This window comes from Taylorella equigenitalis ATCC 35865 (assembly GCF_000276685.1).
Taxonomy (GTDB): Bacteria; Pseudomonadota; Gammaproteobacteria; order Burkholderiales; family Burkholderiaceae_B; genus Taylorella; species Taylorella equigenitalis.
In genome coordinates this window covers 1,149,668-1,175,379 of record NC_018108.1, presented here as the reverse complement: position 1 = coordinate 1,175,379, position 25,712 = coordinate 1,149,668, and the positions used below count along the sequence as shown (strand labels likewise).

Below are 25,712 nucleotides of genomic sequence, written 5' to 3'. Positions count from 1 at the left end.
AATGACCACCTTTGATTCCATATTAAAAACAATTGACACGCCACTGGATTTACGTAAGCTCGAATCCTACAAGCTCTATCCCCTTTGTTCAGAGCTACGGGAATTTATTCTAGAATCAGTATCTAAAACAGGTGGACATCTTTCGTCTAATTTAGGTACTGTTGAATTAGCGGTAGCCCTTCATTATGTATTTAATACTCCAGATGATAAATTAATTTGGGATGTAGGTCATCAATCTTATGCACATAAAATTCTAACTGGCAGAAGAGATAGAATGTCTACCCTTAGACAGTCAAAGGGTATTTCAGGTTTTCCTAAAAGGTCAGAATCAGAATATGATGCTTTCGGGACAGCTCATTCATCAACTTCAATATCAGCTGCTTTAGGCATGGCTATTGCCTCCCATTTAAATCATGAAGATCGTCAGCACATAGCGGTTATAGGGGATGGTGCTATGAGTGCGGGAATGGCTTTTGAGGCTTTAAACAATGCTGCATCAGTCGATGGTATCAATCTTATTGTTATTTTGAACGATAATGATATGTCTATTTCTCCGCCAGTTGGAGCATTGAACAAGTATTTAACTCGATTGCTATCTGGAAGCTTAGCTAGGGATGCTCATGCTTTTGGCAAAGCTATGCTTGAGAGAATGCCTAGTCCAGTATTAGAATTGGCTCGTAAGCTAAAAGGGCATGCTAAGGGTATTATTAGTCCTGCGACTTGGTTTGAGGAGTTCGGATTTAATTATTCTGGACCAATTGATGGGCATGATTTGGGAGCCTTATTGCCAACCTTAAGTAATCTTAAAAAACTAGGGGGGTTGCAGTTTTTACATGTAGTGACTAAAAAGGGGTATGGGTATAAGTTAGCAGAAAATGATCCTGTACTCTATCATGGTCCAGGTAAATTTGACCGATCAGTAGGTGTCTTAAGTTCCTCAAAAAAAATTACTAATTTTACAGATGTATTTAGTGATTGGGTATGCGATCAAGCCTCTGTTGACCCTAAATTAATTGCTATAACTCCAGCTATGAGAGAGGGAAGCGGTTTAGTTGAGTTCGAGCAGAAATTTCCTGATAGATATTTTGATGTTGGAATTGCAGAACAACATGCAGTCACTTTTGCAGGTGGTTTGGCATGTTCTGGATATAAACCTGTTGTTGCTATTTATTCCACCTTTTTACAAAGGGCATATGACCAGCTTATACATGACGTCGTGCTTCAAAATTTAGATGTGACATTTGCTATTGATAGAGCGGGCATTGTAGGTGCTGATGGAGCTACACATGCAGGGGTGTTTGATATTGCATTTATGCGCTGTTTGCCAGATATGGTTATATCAGTACCTTCGGATGAGGATGAATGTAGAAAACTTCTGACTACTTGTTATAAATATGAGGGTCCATCTGCTGTTAGATATCCGCGCGGTGCTGGTGTTGGCAATGTAGTATCTTACGAGCTCGAAACTGTGAATATAGGTGAAGCTCATATAAAACAAAAAGGTTCCGATATTGCAATTTTGTGCTTCGGTCCTTTGGTTCATGAAGTACTTAAAGCAAGTAAAAAATTCACAGTTGTTGATATGCGATTTGTAAAACCATTAGACACTAAAGTTATTGAGGAATTAGCCTTATCACATAAGGCATTTGTAACAATCGAAGAGGGTGTAATTCAAGGTGGAGCTGGTAGTGCAGTTAGTGAATTTCTTAATAAATCCTGTATTACAAAACCTTTATTACAACTTGGATTGCCCGATAGTTTTGTTGACCATGGTGATCAAAAGCAATTATTGGCTGAGGCTGGGCTTGATGCCAGTGGTATCATTAAATCCATAGAAGATTTCATATCTAAGATTAATGTTAAAAATTAATAATTACGACATACCTGATGTTCAGAATCGAGACGATCTAAGAGAACTCGTTATTCAAAAAGTAGGTATTAAAAGAATTAAATATCCCCTCAAAGTAACCAGTAATTCTGGAGACTTTTCAACTGTGGGAGAATGGTCTTTAGCGGTGGAATTGCCTGCTAACAAAAAGGGAACTCATATGTCCCGATTTGTTAATCTTTTGCAAAATCACAAAAATTACAGTTTCACAATTTCAAGTTTCAAAACATTATGTAAGCAAATGGTCGGTCAACTTGAGGCTAACAAAGGTTTTATTGAAACTAGTTTTATTTTTTTTGTAGAAAAAGAAGCACCTGTATCTAAAGTTTTAAGCTTACTTGAGTATTCAGTTACGTGGATTGTTTCATATCAGGAATCAACTGATTCTTTTAGTACTAGCGTTAAAGTTTTGGTGCCAGTTATGAGTTTATGTCCTTGCTCTAAGGAAATATCTGATTACGGTGCTCATAATCAACGCTCTCATATAACTTTTACCATACATGGAGAATTTTGTGAAAAATGGGAGAGTGTTATAGATATTGTAGAAGCTGAGTCTTCTAGCCCTCTTTGGGGGTTATTAAAGCGCTCTGATGAAAAGTTCGTAACTGAGCATTCATACGATAACCCCAAGTTTGTAGAGGATTTGATACGTGACGTAGCAAAAGCCCTATCTAATCTAGATGGTATTGGTCATTTTGAATTAGAGGTTGAAAACTTTGAATCTATACATAATCATTCAGCTTTTGCCTATTTATCTAGTAAAACAACATAAATAGTTTATTGTCCTAAAGATTTATGAAAAGCTATTGATTTTAAAGATTATTTTTAATAAAATGTTAGTTTTTCTTTTGCTCGACTTAAGATTTGATTTATAAATTTTAAGCGGGCTTTAATCCACAAAAGGAGTATTTAATTTTATGCGTCACTATGAAGTCGTATACATTGTGCACCCTGATCAAAGCGAGCAAGTTCCTGCTATGACAGAGCGCTATACAGCTTTAATTAAATCTAACGGTGGGCAGGTACACAGATCTGAAGATTGGGGTCGTCGTATTCTTGCTTATCCTATTCAAAAGTTAGTTAAAGCACACTATGTTTGTTTAAATATCGAGTGTAATCAAGAAACCTTAGACGAATTAGAAAATAATTTCCGCTATAACGATGCAATTTTGCGTCATCTTGTTATTAAGCAAAAAGCTGCAGTCACTGAACCATCAATTATGATGAAATCAACAGAACGCGAAGAATCTCGCAAAGCAGCCTCTGCTGAAGATAGAAATAGTTCTAAAGCAAACCATTCGGCTGAAGATTCTGATCAAGCTGATGCTGATATGGGCTCTAACTCTGATTCAGATATGGATTCAGATTCTGTGTCAGATGAGGACTCTAACGAGTAATTTGGGGTTTAGTCTTGAATATTGTTCGCCTCGATGGAGTAATTATTGAGGTCGCAGATATCAGATTCTCTCCAGCTAAAATTCCGATTTTAGATTTAATTTTAGAGCATGATTCTGAAGTTAAAACATTCAGCTTAAGTAGAAAATTAAATTTTAAAATTTTGGCTCAAGCCGTAGATACTATAGCTGAGGATTTATCAAAGTTAGATGTAGGGACTAAGTTGGAAGTAGTAGGGTTTCTAAGCGAAACTAGAAAAAATTCAAGCAAACTTAAATTACAGATTCAGTCATTTAAAAAGATTTAATTGGTTGTCTTAGACAGCTCACATAAAAAGGAAATATCATGGCTTTCATGAAAAAAGGTAAAGAGAAACGCAGCAAATTTACACAGCAAAATCCTTTGTTCAAACGTCGTAAATTTTGTCGCTTTACTGCAGCTGGTGTTGATGAAATTGACTATAAAGATATCGACACTCTTAAAGATTTTATTACTGAAACAGGAAAAATTATTCCTGCTCGTTTAACAGGTACTAAAGCAAATTATCAGCGTCAACTAGACACTGCAATTAAGCGTGCTCGCTTCTTGGCTTTGCTTCCATACACCGATAATCACCAATAAGGAGTTCTCATATGCAAGTTATTCTTTTAGAAAAAATTGGTAAATTAGGTGATTTAGGTGAGGTAGTTAAAGTGCGTGATGGTTATGCACGTAACTATTTAATTCCTCAGCAAAAGGCTCGTAGAGCTACTAAAGAAGCTATTGCTGAATTTGAAGCTCGTCGTGCCGAACTTGAAAAACTTCAAGCTGAACGTTTGGCTGAAGCGAAATCCTTAGGCGAAAAACTTAATGGTTACCGACTTGATATGACCCAAAAAGCTGGTGTAGATGGACGGCTATTTGGATCAGTAACATCTATGGATATCGCAGCGGGCTTAACAGAAGCTGGTTTCCCAGTTACCAAACAGCAAGTTCGTTTACCTCAAGGTTCTCTAAAAGCTGTTGGTGAGTACGAAGTTTCATTACACTTACATGCTGACGTCGATGCTGACATTATCGTTAATGTGATTGGTGAGATGGTTTAATTAAATTAAATTAAATTAAATCTCATTATTAATCCCAAAGCAGGTTTTGTCTTTGGGATTTTTTTTACTATAAAATAAATTTTTTGCATTTCATTTTCTATGTCTTCGGAATTCAGTGCTCCAACAGAATCGGAAATTACTTCTATCTCAGAAAATCCAAAAACAAAGCTTCCACCACAATCAGAAGAAGCCGAGCAGTCCTTGCTTGGAGCCCTATTACTTAGTAATGATACCTTTGACCTAGTATCAACTATAGTTACCGAGGATGATTTTTATTTTTCTAATCATAAAATAATTTGGGAGCATATTCGAAAACTGCGTTCACTTGATAGGAGTGTAGATGTAATTACTGTTTACACTGCATTAAAAAATTCTGGCAAAGATGAAGAAGTAGGTGGATTGGAGTACATACAAAACCTTTCATTTAACACTCCTTCTTCTTCAAACGCAGTTCGATATGCAGAAATAGTACGAGAAAAATCTATATTAAGAAATCTTATTGAAGCCTCTGAATCTACTATAGATGATTCCTATCATCCCCACGGAAAAGAAGCTACTGAAATCTTGGTTGAAGCTGAAGGTAGGATATTAAACATTGCCCAACACATAAACAATAAGACTACGGATTTTAAAAATATAGACGATGTTCTTTGTGATGTTTTGGAGGAAGTTGAGGTACTAAGTACAAGAATAGATAAATCGATAGTGACGGGGCTTAAAACTGGGTTTGCTGACTTAGATAGTAAAACTACAGGACTTCATCCAGGTCAGCTTATTATTATTGCGGGCAGACCTGCGATGGGTAAAACTTCGCTTGCTATGAATATCGTGGAAAACGTTGCCATAAACGAAAAGAAACCCGTGGCTGTTTTTAGTATGGAGATGGATTCATCTCAGCTTGTGCAGCGTATGCTAGGATCAATAGCACGAGTTGACCATTTAAAAATTAGAACTGGTAATCTTCGTGCAGAGGATTGGCCTAAAATTACCGATGCTGCAAAAAAGCTTGCAGATGCTAAAGTTTTTATAGATGAATCTCCAGTGCTTAATCCCTTGGACATTCGATCTAGGGCTAGACGTCTTTTAGCAAGAGAGGGGTCGCTTGGTTTAATAATGGTCGATTACTTACAACTTATGTCTGGATCTACTAAACGCTCAGATAATCGAGTAGCCGAGATATCAGAGATAAGTCGATCACTTAAGCAACTAGCTCGTGAGATGGAATGCCCTATCATAGCACTTTCGCAGTTAAATCGTAGTCTTGAACACAGGTCAGATAAAAGACCCATAATGTCCGATTTGCGGGAATCAGGTGCTATCGAACAAGATGCAGATACCATTCTGTTTATCTATCGTGATGAAGTTTACAATCCAGACAGTTTGGACAAAGGTTTAGCGGAACTTATTATAGGTAAGCAAAGAGCAGGCCCTATAGGGACTATTAAACTTGCGTTCCAAAAAGACATAACCAAATTCGAAAACGCTATTACAAATCCCAACTACAACACTTTGTAGTTCCTAGCCCTTATTCCAGATTCAAGGACTGCTCACGTAATTGGTCGACCAATACTTTAAGATCAATCACATGATTGGTTATGGAGGTGTCACTAGATTTTGACCCTATTGTGTTGATTTCTCGGTTCATCTCCTGATATATAAAATCCAATCTTTTACCATTACTTTGGTTGGATTTTGAGGCTTCATCTGAACTTAAAATAGATTTTATCTCGTGGCAATGTGTCTGCAACCGATCTAGTTCCTCATTTATATTGCCTTTAACCAAAAGAGTGGCCACTTCAAGTGCTACCCTACTGTTAATTTCATCTTTAGACAGACCTTCAATCCCTTTAGGATTTAGCTCTTCCAATATATTTTGAATTTTGATTGCAAGTTTTTCGTTAACTTCCCTAGTTATAACGGGAATTTTAGCTACTATTTGATCTCTAATGCTTTCAATTTTCATAACATAATCAAGCATAATCTGAGCCAAACGGCTTCCCTCGCGTCTTCGAGAATCCAAAAACTGCTCCAATAATTCATCGATAAGTCCTAAGATTAAGGATTCATCATGATTTTGAATGTTTTTAGGTTTGAAAGTCTGACTTAACTCATACAACTCTTTAAAAGTTGGTGCTTGCATATCAGGCACCATCAATTTTATCTTTTTGTACACATCATTGATTTTGGTGGCAATATCAATATCAATCATCGAATTCTCCTCTTCGGCGAAATTACTTTTTGATATTTGGAGTTCTAGCTTTCCACGTAAAATTTTCTGGGTTATCTTATCGCGTATAGTTTGCTCTAAGTATCTAATTGATTCAGGAAGCTTAAGATTAATATCTAGATATTTGCTATTTACACTTTTGATCTCAACGGTAAATACCGAATTTTGGCTCGCATTGGTTGCAAACCCTGTCATGCTAAAAATCATGATTATCCTAGTTTAGATTAGTTAAAATTGATTGTACTAAATCAATCCTATAGGACTCATATGTCAGAATCATTGAAAAATCGGTCAGATGGTCGCTCAAACAACCAAATACGCAATGTTTCTATAACGAGGAATTACACACCATATGCAGAAGGTTCTGTATTAATTAAGGTAGGTCAAACTCATGTATTGTGTAATGCAAGCGTATTGCCAAAGGTACCCCCATTTTTAAAGGGACAGGGAACTGGTTGGGTGACGGCTGAGTATGGCATGCTCCCAAGAGCAACTCACGACAGGATGGATCGCGAAGCTTCAAAAGGAAAACAAACTGGTCGTACCCAAGAAATTCAACGACTGATTGGAAGAAGTCTAAGGGCCTGTATCGATCTTGCGGCTTTAGGTGAGATAAGTATTCATATTGATTGCGATGTAATACAGGCCGATGGAGGGACTAGATGTGCAAGCATTACGGGAGCTTGGGTTGCTTTATACGATGCTATTAATAAGTGCATTGAGCGAGGATTGATTCAAAGTAATCCTATACATCAACAAATCGTTGCCATTTCTGTTGGTGTGGTTGGTGATGGCTTGCTTTTAGATTTAGATTATTCTGAGGATTCCAATTGTGAATCTGATATAAATGTGGTGATGACATCAAATAAAACTTTTGTAGAGATTCAGGGTACTGCAGAGGGTGAAACTTTTTCTAGAGATTCGTTGAATCAGCTTTTGGATTTGGCTCAATTTGGGTGCGATCAACTTCTTAGGGTACAGCTTGAAAGTCTTGGCATTTCTAATTTAAATCTAAAAACATAATGAAAGTAGTAATAGCTTCAAACAACAAAGGCAAAATTCGAGAATTTTCAAAACTACTTGATGGTTTTGATATCGTCTCTCAGGGCGAACTTGGAGTAAAAAGCTGCGAAGAACCATATAGTACTTTTTTAGAAAATGCACTTAAAAAAGCTAGACATGCATCATTAGAAACTGGATTGCCTGCAATTGCAGATGATTCGGGTATTGTAGTGCCTGCTTTAAATGGAGCTCCTGGAGTGTATTCTGCTAGATTTAGTAAAAATCCTGAAGGTATAGATCAAGATGAAGCAAATAATCTTCTGTTAATAGAGAAACTTAAAAATATATCTGACCGTACTGCTTACTATGTCTGTTATATAGTTTGGCTGAGTTCACATGATGATCCAAGTCCATTAGTGGCACATGCTCGATGGTATGGAGAAATTATTAATAAACCTCGTGGTGATGGCGGGTTCGGGTACGACCCTTATTTTTATATAGCTTCTTTAGGTAAAACTGCAGCAGAACTTGATCTTGAATATAAAAATAAACTTAGTCATAGAGGTTTGGCTATGCAAACCCTCTTAAAGCTTTTAAATGAAAGCAATATCACCTAGGATTGGTTTTAAAGGGGCATTGCCACCCCTATCCATCTACATCCATACACCTTGGTGTATTAGAAAATGCCCATATTGCGATTTCAATTCACATGAGACTACGGAAATTGAATTGCCCGAAGAACAGTACCTTAAGGCACTGGAAGAGGATTTGATATACAATCTCCCGCATATATGGGGGCGTTCAATCATATCGGTATTTATCGGTGGGGGTACGCCTAGCATTCTCTCAACAAAAACGATAGACCGCATCCTTCAAATTTTAAGAAATTTACTAAATATATCTTCGGAAATAGAAATTACTTTAGAGGCCAATCCAGCTACATTTGAGTCTGAAAAATTCGCAGCATACAGGTCTTCAGGGATTAATCGACTCTCAATCGGAATACAAAGTTTTAACAATAAAAATTTACAAGCACTGGGCCGTGTTCATGATTCGCAAAGTGCCATAAATGCCTGTGAAATAGCAAAAAAATTTTTTGATAATTTTAATCTAGACATTATGTATGCTCTGCCCGATCAGAGTTTAAAAGAATGTGAAGAGGATATAATTCTTGCCCTTCAGTTAGAGTCTAAACACCTTTCGCTATACCAATTGACGTTAGAGCCAAATACACTATTTTCTAAATTTCCTCCAAAAATATTACCCTCTGAGGATGAGATTATCGATATGGAAGAAATGATTCATGAGCTCACAGCATTGCGTGGATTTAAGCGATATGAAATATCAGCCTACGCCCTTGATGGGTGGCAATGCATCCATAATCGGAATTACTGGGAGTTTGGAGATTATGTGGGTATTGGTCCTGGTGCTCACAGTAAAATAAGTTTTCCCGATAAGATAATTCGTGAGGTTAGAGAAAAGCATCCCATTAAGTGGATAAAAAAGTGCATGTCAGATCAAAAGGGTGCACAAATTATTGAGCATAGGGAGCTTAAGGTTGAGGAGCTTCCCTTTGAGTTTATGTTGAATGCTTTAAGACTAAAAGATGGTGTCCCTACGAACTATTTTGAAGAGCGTTGTGGTGTTTCGATGGCGGTTGCATTGCCAAATATTAAAAGGGCGGTCGATAAGGGATTACTATCCCAAAATCCATTAGAATTTAAAGCCACCGATTTAGGGTGGAAATATTTAAACAACCTACAAGAAATTTTTCTTATTTAATTGAATTGGTTTAAAAAAAATGAAACAATATAAGATTATTCACGGAGATAGTGTATGTTTTCTATAGATGATATCCTAAATCTTATTAGCGAAAGGGAAGTGAAATTTGTTGATCTAAGGTTTACTGATACTCTTGGTCAAGAACACCACATCACTATTCCATCACATCAGCTTGACGAAGACCGATTTGAGTCTGGTCAGCCATTTGATGGTTCATCAATTGCTGGATGGAAGGGGATTGAGGCATCGGATATGTTACTTATGCCTGATTCTACATCAGCCAGAATTGACCCTTTCAGAGAAATCCCAACTCTTGTTATGACATGCGATGTGGTAGATCCGACAAACCTTCAAGGTTATGATCGTGACCCACGCTCAATTGCTAGACGAGCAGAGCATTATTTGCAATCTTCTGGTATAGGAGATAAGGCATTTTTTGGGCCAGAACCTGAATTTTTTGTTTTTGATGGTGTATCTTGGCATGATGATATGTATAGTCGCTTCGTTAAGATTTCTTCTGATGAAGCTGCAAGTTCGAATGCTTTGGATATGGAGGGTAAAAATCCTGGTCATAGACCACGTGTTAAAGGTGGATATGTTCCTGTTTCACCTGTCGACTCATTCGGCGATTTGCGCTCTGAGATGTGTACTATTCTTGAAGAGCAGGGCGTTCCAGTTGAAATTCATCATCATGAAGTCGGAAATTCTGGGCAACTTGAAATTGGTACCAAGTTTAGTACTCTTGTGCAGAGAGCTGACTGGAACCAAATTCTTAAGTATACAGTTAAAAATGTAGCCTATCTTTACGGTAAAACAGCTACATTTATGCCTAAACCAATTGTCGGAGATAATGGTTCGGGCATGCACGTTCACCAATCGATTTGGAAAAATGGCGAAAATCTGTTCCACGGTAATGGTTATAGCGGTCTTTCAGATACAGCTCTGTTTTATATCGGAGGCATTATTAAGCATGCTCGTGCTTTAAATGCTATTACGAATCCTGGAACTAACTCATATAAGCGTTTAGTACCACATTTCGAAGCGCCAGTTAAACTTGCTTATTCTGCACGTAATCGTTCTGCTTCTATTCGTATTCCATACTCAAGTAGCCCTAAAGGACGTCGTATTGAAGCTCGTTTCCCTGATCCTTTAGCAAATCCATATCTTGCATTCGCAGCACTTTTGATGGCAGGTTTAGATGGAATACAAAATAAAATCCATCCGGGAGATCCAGCTGACAAAAACCTATATGATTTGCCACCAGAGGAGGATAAATTAGTTCCTACTGTAGCTTCATCTTTAGAGCAAGCTATTGAAGCTCTAGATGCAGATCGAGAGTTTCTCACAAAAGGTGGTGTGTTTAGTAATGAAATGCTTGATGCTTATATTGGTTTAAAAGAGCAGGAAATTAATCGTCTCAGAATGACTACTCATCCTGTAGAATTCGATCTTTACTACTCTTTATAATTGATTAAATGAAATATGAGTCTTCAAAATCTAATCATTCATTAAAAGTAAGTTGAGAAAGTAAAAGTTTAAATGTACTTTCGCTTTTTTCAGGTTGTGGTGGGTTAGATTTGGGATTTGAAGGAGGATTTCCTATTCTTAAATCCCAATACAACATAAATGTTCACCCCCATTGGAAAATTAAAGATTTAGATAAGACACATATTCTTTTACCAAAGACAAGGTTTAAGACTGTCTTTGCAAATGACATAAAACCAGATGCGAAAATAGTTTGGGATAACTATTTTCGCCGTGACCCATCTATATTTAAAGTAGCAAGTATTGTTGAACTTGTTAAATCACACAATTCTGAACTAAAGAAAATTCCTGACTCTATAGACGTTTTGACAGGTGGCTTCCCATGTCAGGACTTTTCTGTATCTGGAAAACATTTAGGTTTTAATTCGAAAATGAGCCACTCTAATGAAAGCATTGTTATTGATTCTCCATGTTTAGAAAATTGAGGTAATTTATATATATGGATGAGAGAAGTCATACGAATTACAGAACCAAAGATATTTGTTGCTGAAAATGTTAAAGGATTAATAAGTCTTGGGGATGCAAAAAAATAATCGAATCTGATTTTAGGAATATATCCGATGGGGGTATTTAGTATTTCCATCAAGAATTTTTATGGCAGCTGATTTTGGTGTTTCGCAAAGTAGAGAAAAAGTAATTTTTATAGGTGTTCAAAAAAATCTCTGTCAAATGGTATATTGTCCAAACTTGAAAATTTAGATAAAAATTTGGATTTAGATCCTTACCCACTTATTACTCATTCTAAGCAGTTTTATGAAAATCTTAAACCTTATGTAAAAATTTCTGAAGTTCTGCATGGTTTGCTTGAACCTGATGTTGCAGAAGATGAAGATCAGAAAATTTATTCTAAGGCTAAGTACCTTGGAAGAAAACTTCAAGGGTAAATTGAAATCAACCTGGATGGAATATCACCTACAATCAGATCAGAACATCATGGAAATATTGAATTTAGAAGGTTGTCTGAAATAAACGGTGGTAAATATATCAAAGAACTAAATGAAGGCATGATTGAAAGACGTTTAACAATTCGTGAATGTGCAAGAATTCAAAATTTTCCTGATGATTATTCATTCGTTAAGTCAGGTAATAATGGAATTTCTGGTTCTAAGGTTTACAAACTTATAGGTAATGCTGTGCCTCCATTATTGGGTTTTCACATTGCAAAAAGACTTGAAGATTTATGGCCTACCTACTTTGAAGAATAAATTGTCAAGGAATTCTATTTCTGGATTGATACTAGGTGTATCTTTAAAAAGGATTTCACTTTTTTTAGCCAGAAACTAATTCTATTCTGATATGTATCATTGCTAATCTCATAGTCCTGCCAAGCTAAAATTAATTCTTCTATAAGGAATTCAATACTTTTTATTCGAACTATTTCGAGAAATTTGGTAACTATATATTTGTTCATAAAAAATAAAAAAATTATTTTCACTACAAACAATCTCAACCAAAATTTAAATACGTATCTTTACGTATGAATTAAAAAGCCCCATTTAGTTGGGGCTTTTTTCTATCTATCGTATGCTTGAACTACGTCTTTGCGTATATAGCTTTTAATTTTTTCATCTGCACAATTTAAGTATGATTCAGGAGTGCCCCACTGAACAAGTTTACCATCGTTAATAATACCGATTTTATCCGCAAAAGCAAATGCTTCAACTTGATTATGTGTGACTAAAATTGCACTCATACCCTTATTTTTTAAAATCTTGCGCACGTCCAATGCAAGTTTTTCTCGAGTATCTACATCGAGGTTAGAAAATGGCTCATCCAACAATAATAATTTGGGATTTGGTGCCAATGCTCTTGCTAAAGCTACACGTTGTTGTTGGCCACCGCTTAACTCATGAGGAAAATTATTTTTATACTCAGAAAGTCCAACTAGATTAAGCATATCTTTAGTTATTTCCTTAGACTGAGATTTAGGCAGTTTGTATAGACCAAATGAAACATTTTGCTTTATATCCATGTGGGGAAATAAAGCATAGTCTTGAAACATCATACCTATCTGACGTTTTTCAGGAGGAACCATTTCACCTTTTCGAGAAAAGCATTTTCCATCTACAAAAATAGTACCTTCGTAAACAGGCTCAAAACCTGCAATTGCACGTAATACGGTAGTTTTGCCTCCCCCAGAAGGACCAAGTAGGCAAGCTATTTCGCCTTTTTCTAGATCAAAGTTTAGATCTTGGATAACAGTTTTAAACTTATTATCTACTTCATATCCAAGCTTTAAATCACGGACTTCAAGAATATTTTGGAAATTATTAGTATCATTCATGATCATTAATTGCATGCCTTAAATGAGGGCGTGCTAAAAATATAACAGGCAATATACCTACGAGAACTATAAGCAAAGCGGCAATAGCACCTTCTTCATAGGTTTCTCTAGCAGCCTCAGCATATAGCCAAGTTGAAAGGGTTTCAAAACTTAAAGGTCTAAGTAGTAGGGTGGCTGATAGTTCTTTCATTGAATCTACGAAAACTAATAATGCCGCCGAACCTAATGCGGGTTTTAAGAGAGGCAGATGCACTTTAAAAAAAGTTCTATTTGACTTCATTCCGAGTGAACTAGCTGCATTATCTAGCGATATCGGTATTCTTGAAAGTCCTGCTTCAAGCCCACCAGTACTAATTAACAAGAAACGGATTACATAAATAATCACAAGCCCCGCAATACTTCCAGTTATATATAGTTGGGGAGGGGCACTTGTAAAATACTCAATTACTGAGCTTAGGAAATCATCTATATGACCAAGCGGATAGATTAATCCGATTGATATTACTGAAGCAGGTACGGCATACCCTATAGTAGCTAGTCTAACTAGAATTTTTCCAAATTTATATCTTGGATTTCGTACAACCCATGCTATCAAAAGACCTAAACATACTGTAATTACTGTGGCAATAGAAGCTAATATAAATGTGTTAAATGTAGCATCGAACAAGTCAGATGAAACTCTACCGTAATTTCCGATACGTATATAGGTTTCATAGGTTAAGTACGAAGCAGGGAAGAAGAAACCTACAATAATAGGTAACCATCCAAAAAATATAGCTAACAGAGCTTTATAGCCATGAAGCCTAACGGGTTCTATAGGCTTTAATTTTTGTGTGTTTGAATATCTTTGACGATTTCTGCTGATTCTTTCTATATAAAGAATAACGGTAACTACTGCCAACATAACCATCGCAATCTGAGCAGCTGCTTGCATGTTATGTTTGGTAGTCCATTCTGTATAAATCGAAACAGTCATCGTTTGGATGCCTAGAAACTCAGAGGCTCCTATATCATTTAAGGTTTCGAGCAATGCTAGGCTTATACCAACTGCAATTGCTGGACGGGCCATTGGTAACATAACCCGCATAAAAGCTCGTGATGGACTACACCCTAAGGTCCTAGCAGCTTCAATTAAATTTGCCGATTGACTCATAAACATGACTCTAACACTTAAATAGACGTATGAGTACAAAGATAGCCCAAGTACTATTACGGCTCCAAAAATACCCATGTCGCGGATATCTGGTAATCTAAAGTCTCTGGGAGAGGAGTATCCTAAAATATCTCGAATAGTACTCTGAATTGGTCCAAGAGTATGAGTTAGATCTAGATATGAGAATGCCATAATGTAAGATGGCACTGATAATGGCAATAACATAGCCCATATCAATATATTTCTAGTTGGGAAAATGTAAGCAGCAGTCAGCCATGCGGCACCTGTACCAACAGCTCCTACAAATATTGCGACCCCTATTAATAGCAAAACAGTATTTAAAGCTGTATTTGGAAGGGAATAACGTAATAGGTGAGACCACTCACTAAAGTCGCCAAAAATAGATATCAATAATAGGGAGGCAATAGGTAATAACACGATAGCGGTTGCTACATATGCGACCCAAGTCAACTTTGAATGATAGTTATTTCTTTTTAATTTTGGCATTTCGTAAGTATACAAAAAACAAAGGGATGATAGACTCATCCCTTTGTACACGCATTCAAATTTAGGATTTAGTCATCAAAACCAATTTTTTCTACAATTTCAGTTGCAGTTTTGCGGTGTTTTGGCACTTCGATAAGTGGCAATGTATCCGCTTTGAACTCTCCGAATTCAGCAATAATAGGGTCTGGTGCTACGCCTGCACGAATTGGGTGTTCATAGTTAACTTTAGCGTACATCTCTTGAGCTGTAGGTCCAACTAGGTACTCAAGAAGTTTAACGGCATTATCTTTATTTGGTGCATACTTAGCTACAGCAGCTCCAGAGATATTTGCGTGTGTACCGCCAGTTTTCTTGAAAGTAGGTTTAATAACTTTAATTGCTTCAGCCCATTCTTTTTGTTTAGGATCGGCATACATTTTTCCGACGTAGTAAGAGTTTGCGAAACCTAAATCACAAATACCACCTAAGATATCCCTAGCAACATTACGGTCACCGCCAGTTGCTTTACGGGCTAAGTTAGCTTTAACGCCTTTAAGGAATGCTTCTGTTTCTTCTACGCCATTATGAGCAATCATCGCACCGAATAGAGTAGCATTATATGGGTGTTTGCCTGAGCGAATGCATACGCGACCTTTATATTTAGGATCTGCAAGATCTTCGTAGTTAAACGAATCTAAAGGCATGTCTTTACGTGCATATAAAACTCGATATCTTAAGGATAATGCAAACCAATGGTTATTTGGGTCACGGTACTGTTCAGGAATAACTTCTGTTAATACTTTTGAGTCTGTAGGTTGTGTTAAACCACGTTCAACTAAATTTGTAAGTTGAGAAATATCCACTACCATCAAAACATCAGCTGGAGATTTGTCACCTTCACTCTCAACCCTTTCAGCTAGACCGTCTTTTACAAATACTGTCTCAGCTTTAATTCCTGTATCTTTTTCAAATGCTTCAAGAATAGGTTTTAATAGCCCTGGTTCACGAGTAGTGTAGATATTAACAACATCAGCAGCTTGTACACTAGCAGCACCTAAAGACAAGGCTAAAACCACGGGTTTTAAAATGTTTTTGAAATTCATATATAAATTGACCTTTTGTAAATAAGAATGATTTTCAATCGCAATAATAATTTCTTTTGAAATTGTTGTCAATTTTTTATGTTTAAAGTTTTTAATTATTATGCCAATAATATAAAATTAAGTTAATTAACAAGGACTTACTTATGAACAAAAAAATAATTCAGACTGAACTTGCTCCTGCGGCTATAGGACCATATTCGCAGGGGGTGCTTATTGAATCAACTAAGACACTTTATATGTCTGGACAAATTGGTCTTGTACCAGGAACAAATAATCTAATTTCAGATGTTCTAGAAGACCAAGTAAAGCAAGTATTTGAAAATATAAGAGAAATAGTAAAAGAAGCAGGTGGAGATCTTAATAATATAGTTAAGCTGACACTTTTTATGGTTGATCTTAAAGACTTCTCTATTGTTAATGAAATTATGAAATCATTTTTTGATCAGCCATTTCCTGCTAGATCTACTGTGGAGATTTCTGAGCTTCCTAAAGGTGCACTTTTCGAAGCCGAGGCTATTGCAGTTTTTTAAGTTATGGCTAGAACATCTCAGGCTTCTATTGATAACAAAATTGCAAAGTTGGGTCTTATTCGACCTATAGACTTTGCACTTTGGATACCTTTAAGATATGAAGATGAGACTGTCATTACACCCATATCTCAAGCACAACCAGATTTAAAGCAACAATTTGAAGGACGGATATATGATGTTGATATATCCTACGGGAATAAAAAAACTTTAACAGCTACCCTCAGTGATGATTCTGGAACTCTGTCTCTACGTTGGATACACTTTTACCCTAATTTAGTGGGTTACTTAAAATCAGGTCCTGTTGTTAGAGTAAGAGGATTAGTTAAAGGAAGCCCTAAATGGGGATGCACAATAATTCATCCTGAGATAAAAAAAATTACAGATCCATTGCCAGCTAATCTGACGCCTATCTACTCAACTACAGCAGGTCTTACTCAAGATGTTTTACGGAAAAAAATAAAACTTAATCTTGAGTTAGCAAAGACAAACGGTGATTTTAGGGATACATTGCCACCCCAAATCTTAAACAAATATTCACTTCCAGCATTTGAAGAAGCTATTTTTACGTTACATAATCCAAAATTAAGTGAAGCGAAAAGTATAGAAAATAAAACTCATCCTGCGTGGCATCGTTTAGTTTTTGATGAGCTATTAGCACAGCAACTTACTTTACAGCTGGCTAGAGATAAAAGAGAGCAGTTAAAAGCGATTCCCTTGGAACTAAATGATAGGTCTTTGTTTGAGGGCGTTATTAATGAATTTTTATTAGAGTTAACTGGTGCTCAAAAAAGAGTTATATCGGAAATAACTGAGGATTTAAAAAAGCCAAAACCTATGAATAGGTTGCTACAAGGTGATGTTGGAAGTGGTAAAACTATTGTCGCAGCTTTAGCCGCTTCCTTAGTTATATCTAATGGATATCAGGTTGCCCTCATGGCTCCGACGGAGATTTTAGCTGAGCAGCATTATCTTAAACTTAGTAAGTGGTTTAATCCTCTAGGAATTGAAATTGTGCGACTCTATGGAAGCCTCTCTGCAAAAGAGAAAAATTCAGTATATGAGGCTATTTTAAAATCAACTGCTAATTTCGTTATTGGGACTCAGGCTTTAATTCAAGAGAAAGTTGAATTTGCTAACTTAGGGTTGTTGATAGTTGATGAGCAACATAGGTTTGGAGTTATCCAAAGATTGACTTTGAATAAAAAGGGTGAATTGGGTGAGTATATACCTCATCAATTAAGCATGAGTGCCACTCCCATACCTAGAACTTTAGCTATGTCATATTTAGCTGATATTGATGTATCTACTATAGATGAACTCCCTCCTGGTCGGACACCAATTCTGACTAAACTTATTAAAAAAGAGAGGCGTGATCAGGTTGCTTTTCATATAAGAGACGAAGTAAAAAAAGGACTGCAGGCGTATTGGGTTTGTCCTTTGGTCGAGGAAAGTGAGGCTCTGCAACTTCAATCAGCTGTAGATACGTATAATTGGATTCGAAATTTATTGCCAGATATAAAAGTAGGACTGGTTCATGGACAACTAAAATCATCCGAAAAAAACGATATCATGCAAAAATTTAAAGACAATGAATGTCAAATTTTAGTAGCAACGACTGTAATTGAAGTTGGAGTTGATGTGCCAAATGCTTCGATTATGGTTATAGAACATGCAGAGCGATTCGGATTAGCCCAGTTACATCAGCTAAGAGGAAGGGTTGGTCGCGGTCAAAATTCATCTACTTGTATTTTGATTTACCAAGAGCCCCTTACCGTAGTTGGAAAAGAGCGTTTAAAGGCGATGTATGAAACTACTGACGGCTTTGAAATCGCCCGCAGGGACCTTGAAATTCGAGGTCCTGGTGAACTTCTTGGACAGAAGCAATCTGGGGTGGCAATGCTTCGTTTCGCCCAAATTCAAGTAGATACCGCCACTTTGGAATTTGTTAGAGATGAGGCAAAAAATCTTATCAGAAACTATCCTGACTTGGTGCAAAATCACATAGATAGATGGACATTTGGAAAAGAAGAACTATTAAGGTCTTAATTGGAGATACTTTATGAAACTTATGGAACTCAAATATGTATTGGCAGTGTATAAGGCTAAACATTATGCTCGTGCAGCAGAGGCAATGAATGTTAGTCAACCCACACTTTCAGTAGCTATTAAAAAACTGGAGAATGAGTTAAATGTAGTTATTTTTGAGAGAGGGTCAGGTGAAATAACTACCACTCCGATTGGACAAAGAATAGTAGATCAAGCTCAGAGAGTCATCGAGGCCTGTGATGATATTTATGATACAGCTACTAGAGGACAAGACCCGTTAGTCGGACCATTGCGACTTGGGATAATTTATACGGTGGCTCCTTATATATTGCCCAAGCTTATAAGCAGGCTTAGAGAGGTAGCACCCCAAATTCCATTGGTACTATACGAAGAATTTACAACTCAATTATTTGATAGATTAAAAACTAATGAAATCGATTGTGCAATTATGGCAATTACGCAAAAAATCGACGAACCACAACTTGAGTATATTCCTCTGTACAAGGAAGATTTTGTATTAGCCCTTAATAATAATCATCCGTGGTCAAATAAAAAATTAATATCCATTAAAGAGGTTCAAAGGGAAACCATGCTGCTACTCGGTGCGGGTCATTGCCTAAGAGACCAAATAATAAAATCATTGCCAGAAGTGTACTTAAATAATCCTAAGGAGCGAGCCCTAAGATCTTTTGAAGGTTCTTCGCTTCACACAATTCTACATATGGTTTCAGCTGGGCTAGGTATAACTTTAGTACCAAAAAGTGTTGTACATGAAGGTAAGGATCTCAATAATATTAAATTCGTAGATATTGAAGAGACCTCTGCCTGTAGGGAAGTGGGCGTAGTATATAGAAAAACATTTCCCAGAACTAAGGCTATAGAAGCTTTAGTAAAAGCCATAAAAACTAGTTTTATAGGTGGAGTTGAATTTTTAAGTAAATCTAAATACTCGTGATTATTTAGAAATACCAATAAGATCGCCAATTTTTATATTATTCAGTTTAAACCAGCCCTGATTAACTTCTAGGGCGTACTGTGCATCCTGCTTTGCACATATAGGGGTTTCATCTAAGGGTTGCATATCCAAAATATCGATTATTTTAAAATTTTGATCTATGTAGGCAATGCTTAGGGGAATGAGCGTATTTTTCATCCAAAAACATAATTTTTGCGGCTCTTCAAATACAAAAAGCATGCCATGATTAGGATCTAATGTCTCTCTATGCATCAAACCTAGCTGTTGAGAACTAGGAGTATCTGCAATTTCAACTGATAATTTGGAATCGTTGATAATAAGTGTTTTTTGTGCTGGGTCAGCATAAACAGGGGATATAAGACCCACAAAAAGTAAGAAAAGGGAGAATTTTTTAATAAGTTTGTGGGTCATATATAATTACTTAAGCTGGTTGAATATTAATAGCTTGTTTACCTTTAGGACCTTCAGTAATTTCAAAAGAAATCTTTTGATTCTCTTTCAAAGTTTTAAAACCTTCCATCTGAATTGATGAGAAGTGAATAAATAAATCTTCGTTACTGCCTTCAGGAGTTACAAATCCGAAACCTTTGGTATCGTTAAACCATTTAACAGTACCAGTTACTCTATTACTATTGCTAGAAACTTCAGTCATTAATTACCTACTAACAAGTTTAAAAATAGAGATTATTATGAATTATATATGTATTTGTTCAATTAGCAATTTTACTAATATGTACAGGTGTTACACATTATGAAAAATTCTATTCTAAACCAATTATTAACCGAGGCTTTTACCGAAGCACTTATGCTTAATTCTAAGTATGTAACTGCATGTCATTTGTTGCTTGCATTGCTTAGGAAAGATTCTGTAAGAGAGAGCCTCTCGTTCGTATCTCTTGATACAAATGAATTAATCCAGAAGGTTGAAAATTTTCTTTCTTACGGTGAAAAAAGAGAATCTCTACATAATGAACAACTTGAACCTAGTGAAGAACTTCAAAAGATTATTAAAAAACTAGATTCAAACTGGTTTAACGGGCAAATGGAAGACTATTCAGATGAATATGTGTATTTAAATTACCTGAATATTCTTTGTGAATCTAAGGAAGTTTGTTTGTTATTAGTTGAAAAATTCGTTGATGCTGAATTTTTTAATGAACCCGTTAGAACTATTTTTAAACAATTCAATATTAAAAATAACCCCTATAAATACAAACAGAATCCAAATAAAAAAAATGAGAAATCTCGTTCAAATAATGAAAGAGTCTACAACGATGATATATCCAACTATAAAAATAAGGCCCCAGAGGATTTTGAATTAATTAAAAAATTTGCCGTTAATTTGAACGAACTAGTTGAAAAAGGTTTAATTCGCAAAGCATATGGGCGAGAAGTAGAAACCGAAATGCTTATTCATTGCTTGGGTAGATTAAAAAAAGGAAATCCATTGCTTTTGGGAGAAGCTGGTGTAGGTAAAACAGCCATAGTTGAAGGTTTAGCTTATTTAATTCACTCAAAGGAAGTTCCTGAATTTCTCTCTGAATCAGTTATTTTTAGCCTTGATGTTGGAGGCATTCTAGCTGGCTCTAAGTTAAGAGGGGAATTTGAAATGAGACTAAAAGGTCTAGTAGAAGAAATCAAACAAATTCCGAATGCAATTATATATATCGATGAGATACACACTATAGTTGGAGCTGGAACATCAATAAGTAATGAGAATTTAGATGCGGCTAATATGTTAAAGCCTGTTCTAAGCTCAGGGGAAATTCGTTGTATAGGATCTACGACTTTTCAAGAGTATGAAAATTCTATCAGTAAGGACTCAGCACTAAAACGTAGATTTCAAGTTATAAATGTGGATGAACCTAGTAAGGAAGCTACATTAGAGATATTGAAAAACTCATTAGATCAATACTCCAATTTTTATAAATTAAATTTCACCGAGGCCGCATTGGAAGCATGTGTCAATTTGGCTCAAAGGTATATGGCAGATAAGCATTTTCCTGATAAAGCTTTTGATTTATTAGACTTGGCGGGTTCCTACGTTAGGATAAAGAACTCTATGGCAAAATCTGTAGATGTATCTGATGTTCAAAAAATGGTATCAATCCTTGCAAAAGTGCCTGAGATAGAAGTGTCTACTAATGATAAGCAAAAGATTAAAAATCTTTATTCAGATCTTTCTCAACTAATATTTGGTCAAGAGACCGCAATCCGCAAAATCGTAGATTCTATAAAACTTAATCGTTCTGGTTTAGGTAAAAGTAGCGGTCCAATTGGTAGTTTTCTATTTGTAGGTCCTACGGGTGTGGGTAAAACTGAATTAGTTAAAAAGTTATCCGAGATGCTTTCAATTAAATTAATTCGCTTTGATATGACAGAGTACAACACTGAGATGGGTGTAACCAAATTACTTGGTACTTCAGCAGGTTATATTGGATATAGAGACCAGGGTTTGCTTTCAAAAGAAATACTTAAATATCCTTACTCAGTTTTGCTTTTAGACGAAATTGAAAAAGCCCATCCATCGATATTTAATTTACTTTTACAAATTATGGATACTGGGTATGCAACGGATAGTGTTGGTAGGAAATTAAATTTCAATCATTGCATTTTAGTTATGACTAGCAATTTAGGTTCTGAAAAATTAACAAATAATATAGGTTTTACAAATAACAATTCCGCAATAGATGTAATCCCTGAGGTTAATAAGTTCTTTACTCCTGAATTCCGTAATCGTTTAGATGCAATTATTCCATTTGCCCATTTAGATGAAGAGACAATTCTTAGAGTAGTGGATAAATTTTTGTTGGAACTTACCCACCAACTAAAAGATAAGGGTGTAAATATAATTTTTTCTGATAAAGTTAGAAAATACATCGCTAAAAATGGGTACGACAAGCTTTTAGGTGCTCGTCCGATGTATAGATATATTGAGGAACATATACGTAAACCTGTAGCTGATGAGTTACTTTTTGGCTCATTGTCAGAAGGAGGGTACGTATCTGTTGATCTCGATGAATTTGATAAGTATGTTTTTAATTTCTCAAGTGAGTCTTTTAATAAAGACGAGCTTATTTTTTAACCACCTTTTAGGAGAAAGGATGAAGTCTTTTATGAAGCGATTAAGTATCACTGCTGTGATGCTTACTCCTCTTGCAGTTTCTGCAGAGGTTACTGTTGGTGTTATTTTGTCTAATACTGGTCCAGCTGCTGCTATCGGTATTCAATCTCAAAATGCCATCAACTTGTGGCCAAAAACTGTTGGTGGAGAACCGCTTCGATGGCTTATCTTAGATGATGGTTCAGATGTGAGTCGCTCTGTTAAAAATGTTCGTAAGTTAATTAACGAGGATAAGGTAGATGTTATAGTCGGACCTAATTTAACTTCCTCTGCTTTAGCATACCTTGAGACATTGGCAGAGACAAAAACTCCTATGATTGCTTTGGCAGCTAACTCAACAATCGTTGAACCTCAAAGTGATTCTAACAGAACTTGGGCTTTTAAAATGCCTCAAAACGATACACTTATGGCTGATGTTTTAGTAAAAGACATGCTTAGTAGAGGCTATAAAAAAATAGGGTTCATAGGGTATGCAGATGCATATGGAGAAAATTGGTTTAAAGAATTTTCGAAATTATCTGAGGGGAAACTTGAAATAGTAGCTAGAGAAGCTTTCCAAAGAACAGATACATCTGTGACCGCTCAAGTTTTGAAACTTATTGCATCAAACCCCGAGGCTGTATTAATTGCAGGTGCTGGCACTCCAGCTATTCTTCCTCAACGTGCTTTGCATGAAAGAGGTTATAAGGGTCAAATCTATCAAACTCATGGAATTGGAACTTTAGAATTTTTGCAAATTGGTGGAAAAGTCGTAGAAAATACTCTGTTTCCAACGGGTCCTGGAGTTGTTGCTCGTACACTGCCAGATTCAAATGAAGTTAAAAAAGTAGCCCTCGATTTTACAACTAAATTCGAAGAAGTTAATGGGCTTAATACTACGACTCAATTTGCTGGAGATGCATATGGAGCTTATATGGTGCTTGATGGTGCTGTAAAGCGTGCTTTAGATTCAGGGATGAAACCAGGGACAGTTGAATTTAGAACTAAACTTAGGGATGAAATCCAAAATACTAAAGAACTTACTGTACCAAATGGTGTTCTAAACATAAGCTCAAAAAACCATCAAGGGTTTGATGATAGGGCGGCTGTTATGGGTACTATTAAAGACGGCAAATTTGTATTTGGCGGAACCCAATAGAAATATTTCAAACCTTAATACTTCATTAGCCCCAAAAGTAGGTGTAGAGCCGAAATTGGGGTTTTTTACAGTTTCTTGACAATTTTATGAATAATAATGATAATAGTTCTTATTATTATCAACTGAAACAATTATTTATGAAATATGTAGTAACTTTACCATTTATTGCTATATTGACAGCTTGTGGGGGTGGAAGTTTTAAAGCAAATGACGCCTTTTACCCAAAGGATTTATTGCCACCACAACCACCTAAGCCAAAGAAATTTCAAGATGACCCTAATGCAATCAAAAGACCAGATGCAAAAGAGTTAACTAAATTATCCGAGCCAGTTTCAGGGTTTGAAGTAAAGGTGCCATTGAGAAATTTTCATCCTAAAACAGTTGAGAAAAGAGCACCCATAAAATTAGACAGCTTAGTATTCAAAAAACATAATATTAAAAAGAAAGAAGACGGCTCTTTAACTAATATTCCTCATGAAGCTGAACTTAAGAAAATAGCACAGGACAACTATACGTTTTTCTTGCACTCTCATGATAAATATAAGGAATCTAGAAAACGTGATTATATGAATCATGTATTTGCAGGTTATGCATTTGCAGAGGGTTCAGGCATAAATAGAAAAACTCCTGAAAAGTATTTTTATGACTTTACGGCTTATTTATTTATGCAAGGGGATAATCCATCAGTTAATCTGCCAGTAGAGAAAACAATTAAATATAAGGGTACTTGGGACTATGTTACTGATGCAGTAGATGACTCAAGTCGTATAAAGTATGAATTTAATAGCGAGTTTGCCTACAAACCAGGTGATCGTGTAGGAGCCTTGTCATTTCATGAGGCCGTCCAGCACGATAAAAACAGTTACGAGAAGGTAGAGTACGGTCATACCAGTGAATTTGAAGTAAATTTTGGAACTAAAAAACTCACAGGTAACTTATATAGAAATTCCATTGTAAAAGACAATGCTCAGGAGAAAGTTCTAAGATATGCAGTTAAAGCTGATGTTAAAGGCAATAGATTTGTAGGTGATGCTGTTGCAAGTAAAAAAGAACATCCTCTTTTTGGAAAAGATGCAGTTCTAGAGGGTGGCTTTTATGGTCCAAACGCTGAAGAGTTAGGTGGGAGATTTGCAACTACTGATGAATCTTTAGTGGGAGTATTTGGAGCAAGTAGAAATCATCCAGATTTAAAAGATCAATCTAAGGATATAAGTCTAGATAAGATATTGGATGCAAAATTAATAAATAAAAAATCGCTTGAAGTTACAGATATTGATAATTTTGGAGATGCAACTAGAATCGTAATTGATGGTCGTTCTTTTTCACTACTTCAAGATGATAGAAATATTAAAGTTTCAGATAAATTAAAACTAGATAAAAGTATTTGTTGTACTAACCTCGATTACGTTAAGTTTGGTAGCTTAGATATTGTTGAAAAAGATAAAGAAACTAAAAGCAATTTATATATTCAAGGCGAACGTACACCAACTTCAAAAATCCCGTCAGAAGGACAAGTTAAATATGTAGGTGCGTGGGATTCATTCTATGAGGGTAGTTCTGGAAAAGTAAATGGAGATCATCCTAATCCAAAAGGTGCAGTTGCAGGAAATAACAGAGCTGAATTTGATGTTAATTTTGCAGATAGAAAAATTAACGGATCTCTTATTGCTACAAACGGTACTTCAGCAGCCTTCAAAATTACAGCCGATATTGAAAAAAATGGATTTACAGGTAAAGCTAATACCGTTGATACTAATGGGTTAAATATAGATCCACTTTCAACTGGTGCTTCAGATAGAATTAAAGTCGTGGATGCTACTGTGACAGGTGCTTTCTACGGTCCAGATGCATCAGAAATGGGTGGGTCATTTAACTCAAACGATAAGAGTAACGGTAAAGCTGCCGTTGTTTTTGGTGCTAAGCGTCAAACGCTTAAATAGGAGTTTAG

General features: G+C 36.0%; 26 protein-coding genes and 1 pseudogene. 21 read left to right on the top strand and 6 right to left on the bottom strand.

Features of this window, described 5'->3' with window-relative positions; genetic code table 11:
* The first annotated feature begins 1 nt into the window (after nucleotide 1).
* From dxs to dnaB, 7 genes are all read left to right on the top strand, one after another.
* Entirely contained in the window at nucleotides 2-1,870 is a 1,869-nt protein-coding gene (dxs, locus tag KUI_RS05370) for a 1-deoxy-D-xylulose-5-phosphate synthase (protein ID WP_013521276.1), read from the top strand.
* Complete coding sequence (folE2, locus tag KUI_RS05365; protein ID WP_013521275.1) at nucleotides 1,857-2,660, top strand: GTP cyclohydrolase FolE2; 804 nt, start codon at nucleotides 1,857-1,859, stop codon at nucleotides 2,658-2,660. Before dxs ends, folE2 begins: the two co-directional genes overlap by 14 nt.
* Before the next feature lie 145 nt (nucleotides 2,661-2,805).
* Nucleotides 2,806-3,285 carry a 30S ribosomal protein S6 gene (gene rpsF, locus KUI_RS05360; RefSeq protein WP_013521274.1) on the top strand — a complete coding sequence of 160 codons (480 nt, stop codon included), beginning with the start codon at nucleotides 2,806-2,808 and terminating at the stop codon, nucleotides 3,283-3,285.
* A 14-nt stretch (nucleotides 3,286-3,299) separates the two neighbouring features.
* Complete coding sequence (gene priB, locus KUI_RS05355; RefSeq protein ID WP_013521273.1) at nucleotides 3,300-3,590, top strand: primosomal replication protein N; 291 nt, start codon at nucleotides 3,300-3,302, stop codon at nucleotides 3,588-3,590.
* Between the two features lie 38 nt (nucleotides 3,591-3,628).
* On the top strand, nucleotides 3,629-3,904 hold the full coding sequence (gene rpsR / locus KUI_RS05350) for a 30S ribosomal protein S18 (RefSeq protein WP_013521272.1): 276 nt from the start codon (nucleotides 3,629-3,631) through the stop codon (nucleotides 3,902-3,904).
* A gap of 11 nt (nucleotides 3,905-3,915) precedes the next feature.
* Nucleotides 3,916-4,368, top strand: a complete 453-nt coding sequence (gene rplI / locus KUI_RS05345) for a 50S ribosomal protein L9 (RefSeq protein WP_013521271.1) — start codon at nucleotides 3,916-3,918, stop codon at nucleotides 4,366-4,368.
* Nucleotides 4,369-4,467: 99 nt separating this feature from the next.
* Nucleotides 4,468-5,883, top strand: a complete 1,416-nt coding sequence (gene dnaB / locus KUI_RS05340; RefSeq protein WP_013521270.1) for a replicative DNA helicase — start codon at nucleotides 4,468-4,470, stop codon at nucleotides 5,881-5,883.
* 10 nt (nucleotides 5,884-5,893) lie between these two features.
* Here the strand turns inward: dnaB and KUI_RS05335 are convergent, their stop codons facing one another.
* Entirely contained in the window at nucleotides 5,894-6,802 is a 909-nt protein-coding gene (locus KUI_RS05335) for a YicC/YloC family endoribonuclease (protein ID WP_014840474.1), read from the bottom strand.
* Between the two features lie 60 nt (nucleotides 6,803-6,862).
* Here KUI_RS05335 and rph point away from each other — a divergent pair, with 60 nt between their 5' ends.
* The 8 genes and pseudogenes from rph (at nucleotide 6,863) to KUI_RS08360 (ending at nucleotide 12,129) form a co-directional block, all read left to right on the top strand.
* A complete protein-coding gene (gene rph / locus KUI_RS05330) occupies nucleotides 6,863-7,618 on the top strand; it encodes a ribonuclease PH (RefSeq protein ID WP_013521268.1) in 756 nt (251 codons plus the stop codon).
* Nucleotides 7,618-8,214: an RdgB/HAM1 family non-canonical purine NTP pyrophosphatase gene (gene rdgB / locus KUI_RS05325; RefSeq protein ID WP_013521267.1), complete on the top strand. Its 597-nt coding sequence runs from the start codon at nucleotides 7,618-7,620 to the stop codon at nucleotides 8,212-8,214. Before rph ends, rdgB begins: the two co-directional genes overlap by 1 nt.
* Nucleotides 8,195-9,379, top strand: a complete 1,185-nt coding sequence (hemW, locus tag KUI_RS05320; RefSeq protein WP_013521266.1) for a radical SAM family heme chaperone HemW — start codon at nucleotides 8,195-8,197, stop codon at nucleotides 9,377-9,379. The genes rdgB and hemW overlap by 20 nt, the downstream gene beginning before the upstream one ends.
* 54 nt (nucleotides 9,380-9,433) lie before the next feature.
* Entirely contained in the window at nucleotides 9,434-10,846 is a 1,413-nt protein-coding gene (gene glnA / locus KUI_RS05315; RefSeq protein WP_013521265.1) for a type I glutamate--ammonia ligase, read from the top strand.
* An 83-nt stretch (nucleotides 10,847-10,929) separates the two neighbouring features.
* A pseudogene (locus KUI_RS08375) lies at nucleotides 10,930-11,457 on the top strand (DNA cytosine methyltransferase); the annotation flags it as partial.
* Nucleotides 11,458-11,518: 61 nt separating this feature from the next.
* Nucleotides 11,519-11,623 carry a hypothetical protein gene (locus tag KUI_RS08655; RefSeq protein WP_197718093.1) on the top strand — a complete coding sequence of 35 codons (105 nt, stop codon included), beginning with the start codon at nucleotides 11,519-11,521 and terminating at the stop codon, nucleotides 11,621-11,623.
* Nucleotides 11,602-11,808 carry a hypothetical protein gene (locus tag KUI_RS08365; protein ID WP_197718092.1) on the top strand — a complete coding sequence of 69 codons (207 nt, stop codon included), beginning with the start codon at nucleotides 11,602-11,604 and terminating at the stop codon, nucleotides 11,806-11,808. The genes KUI_RS08655 and KUI_RS08365 overlap by 22 nt, the downstream gene beginning before the upstream one ends.
* A 72-nt stretch (nucleotides 11,809-11,880) precedes the next feature.
* Nucleotides 11,881-12,129, top strand: coding sequence for a DNA cytosine methyltransferase (locus KUI_RS08360; RefSeq protein WP_225972083.1), 249 nt, complete (start codon nucleotides 11,881-11,883; stop codon nucleotides 12,127-12,129).
* A 308-nt stretch (nucleotides 12,130-12,437) separates the two neighbouring features.
* On the opposite strand, the gene KUI_RS05300 is transcribed toward KUI_RS08360, so the two are convergent.
* The 3 genes from KUI_RS05300 to KUI_RS05290 all read right to left on the bottom strand — a co-directional run bounded on the left by KUI_RS05300 (nucleotide 12,438) and on the right by KUI_RS05290 (nucleotide 15,950).
* Nucleotides 12,438-13,208 (bottom strand): ABC transporter ATP-binding protein, encoded by a 771-nt coding sequence (locus KUI_RS05300; RefSeq protein WP_014840473.1) that lies wholly within the window; start codon nucleotides 13,206-13,208, stop codon nucleotides 12,438-12,440.
* On the bottom strand, nucleotides 13,201-14,868 hold the full coding sequence (locus KUI_RS05295; protein WP_014840472.1) for an ABC transporter permease: 1,668 nt from the start codon (nucleotides 14,866-14,868) through the stop codon (nucleotides 13,201-13,203). The genes KUI_RS05300 and KUI_RS05295 overlap by 8 nt, the downstream gene beginning before the upstream one ends.
* A gap of 68 nt (nucleotides 14,869-14,936) precedes the next feature.
* Nucleotides 14,937-15,950 (bottom strand): extracellular solute-binding protein, encoded by a 1,014-nt coding sequence (locus KUI_RS05290; protein WP_013521258.1) that lies wholly within the window; start codon nucleotides 15,948-15,950, stop codon nucleotides 14,937-14,939.
* 143 nt (nucleotides 15,951-16,093) lie between these two features.
* On the opposite strand from KUI_RS05290, the gene KUI_RS08225 reads away from it, so the two are divergent.
* From KUI_RS08225 to KUI_RS05275, 3 genes are read left to right on the top strand one after another with little or no spacing between them, the layout of a single operon-like run.
* Complete coding sequence (locus tag KUI_RS08225; RefSeq protein WP_013521257.1) at nucleotides 16,094-16,480, top strand: Rid family detoxifying hydrolase; 387 nt, start codon at nucleotides 16,094-16,096, stop codon at nucleotides 16,478-16,480.
* Between the two features lie 3 nt (nucleotides 16,481-16,483).
* The gene (gene recG / locus KUI_RS05280; protein ID WP_014840470.1) at nucleotides 16,484-18,526 is read left to right on the top strand and encodes an ATP-dependent DNA helicase RecG; all 2,043 of its coding nucleotides are present in this window, start codon (nucleotides 16,484-16,486) and stop codon (nucleotides 18,524-18,526) included.
* A 13-nt stretch (nucleotides 18,527-18,539) separates the two neighbouring features.
* Complete coding sequence (locus KUI_RS05275) at nucleotides 18,540-19,481, top strand: hydrogen peroxide-inducible genes activator (RefSeq protein WP_014840469.1); 942 nt, start codon at nucleotides 18,540-18,542, stop codon at nucleotides 19,479-19,481.
* Here the strand turns inward: KUI_RS05275 and KUI_RS05270 are convergent, their stop codons facing one another.
* Together KUI_RS05270 and KUI_RS05265 are read right to left on the bottom strand one after the other, a co-directional pair.
* Nucleotides 19,482-19,913, bottom strand: coding sequence for a DUF192 domain-containing protein (locus tag KUI_RS05270; RefSeq protein ID WP_013521254.1), 432 nt, complete (start codon nucleotides 19,911-19,913; stop codon nucleotides 19,482-19,484). It abuts the gene before it with no gap.
* 10 nt (nucleotides 19,914-19,923) lie between these two features.
* Complete coding sequence (locus KUI_RS05265; protein ID WP_013521253.1) at nucleotides 19,924-20,154, bottom strand: cold-shock protein; 231 nt, start codon at nucleotides 20,152-20,154, stop codon at nucleotides 19,924-19,926.
* A 99-nt stretch (nucleotides 20,155-20,253) separates the two neighbouring features.
* Between KUI_RS05265 and KUI_RS05260 the strand changes: the two genes are divergently transcribed.
* The 3 genes from KUI_RS05260 to KUI_RS05250 all read left to right on the top strand — a co-directional run bounded on the left by KUI_RS05260 (nucleotide 20,254) and on the right by KUI_RS05250 (nucleotide 25,704).
* Nucleotides 20,254-22,587: an AAA family ATPase gene (locus KUI_RS05260; protein WP_013521252.1), complete on the top strand. Its 2,334-nt coding sequence runs from the start codon at nucleotides 20,254-20,256 to the stop codon at nucleotides 22,585-22,587.
* Between the two features lie 19 nt (nucleotides 22,588-22,606).
* A complete protein-coding gene (locus KUI_RS05255) occupies nucleotides 22,607-23,764 on the top strand; it encodes an ABC transporter substrate-binding protein (protein ID WP_014840468.1) in 1,158 nt (385 codons plus the stop codon).
* A gap of 86 nt (nucleotides 23,765-23,850) precedes the next feature.
* Nucleotides 23,851-25,704 carry a transferrin-binding protein-like solute binding protein gene (locus tag KUI_RS05250; protein WP_225972082.1) on the top strand — a complete coding sequence of 618 codons (1,854 nt, stop codon included), beginning with the start codon at nucleotides 23,851-23,853 and terminating at the stop codon, nucleotides 25,702-25,704.
* The last annotated feature ends 8 nt before the right edge of the window (nucleotides 25,705-25,712 follow it).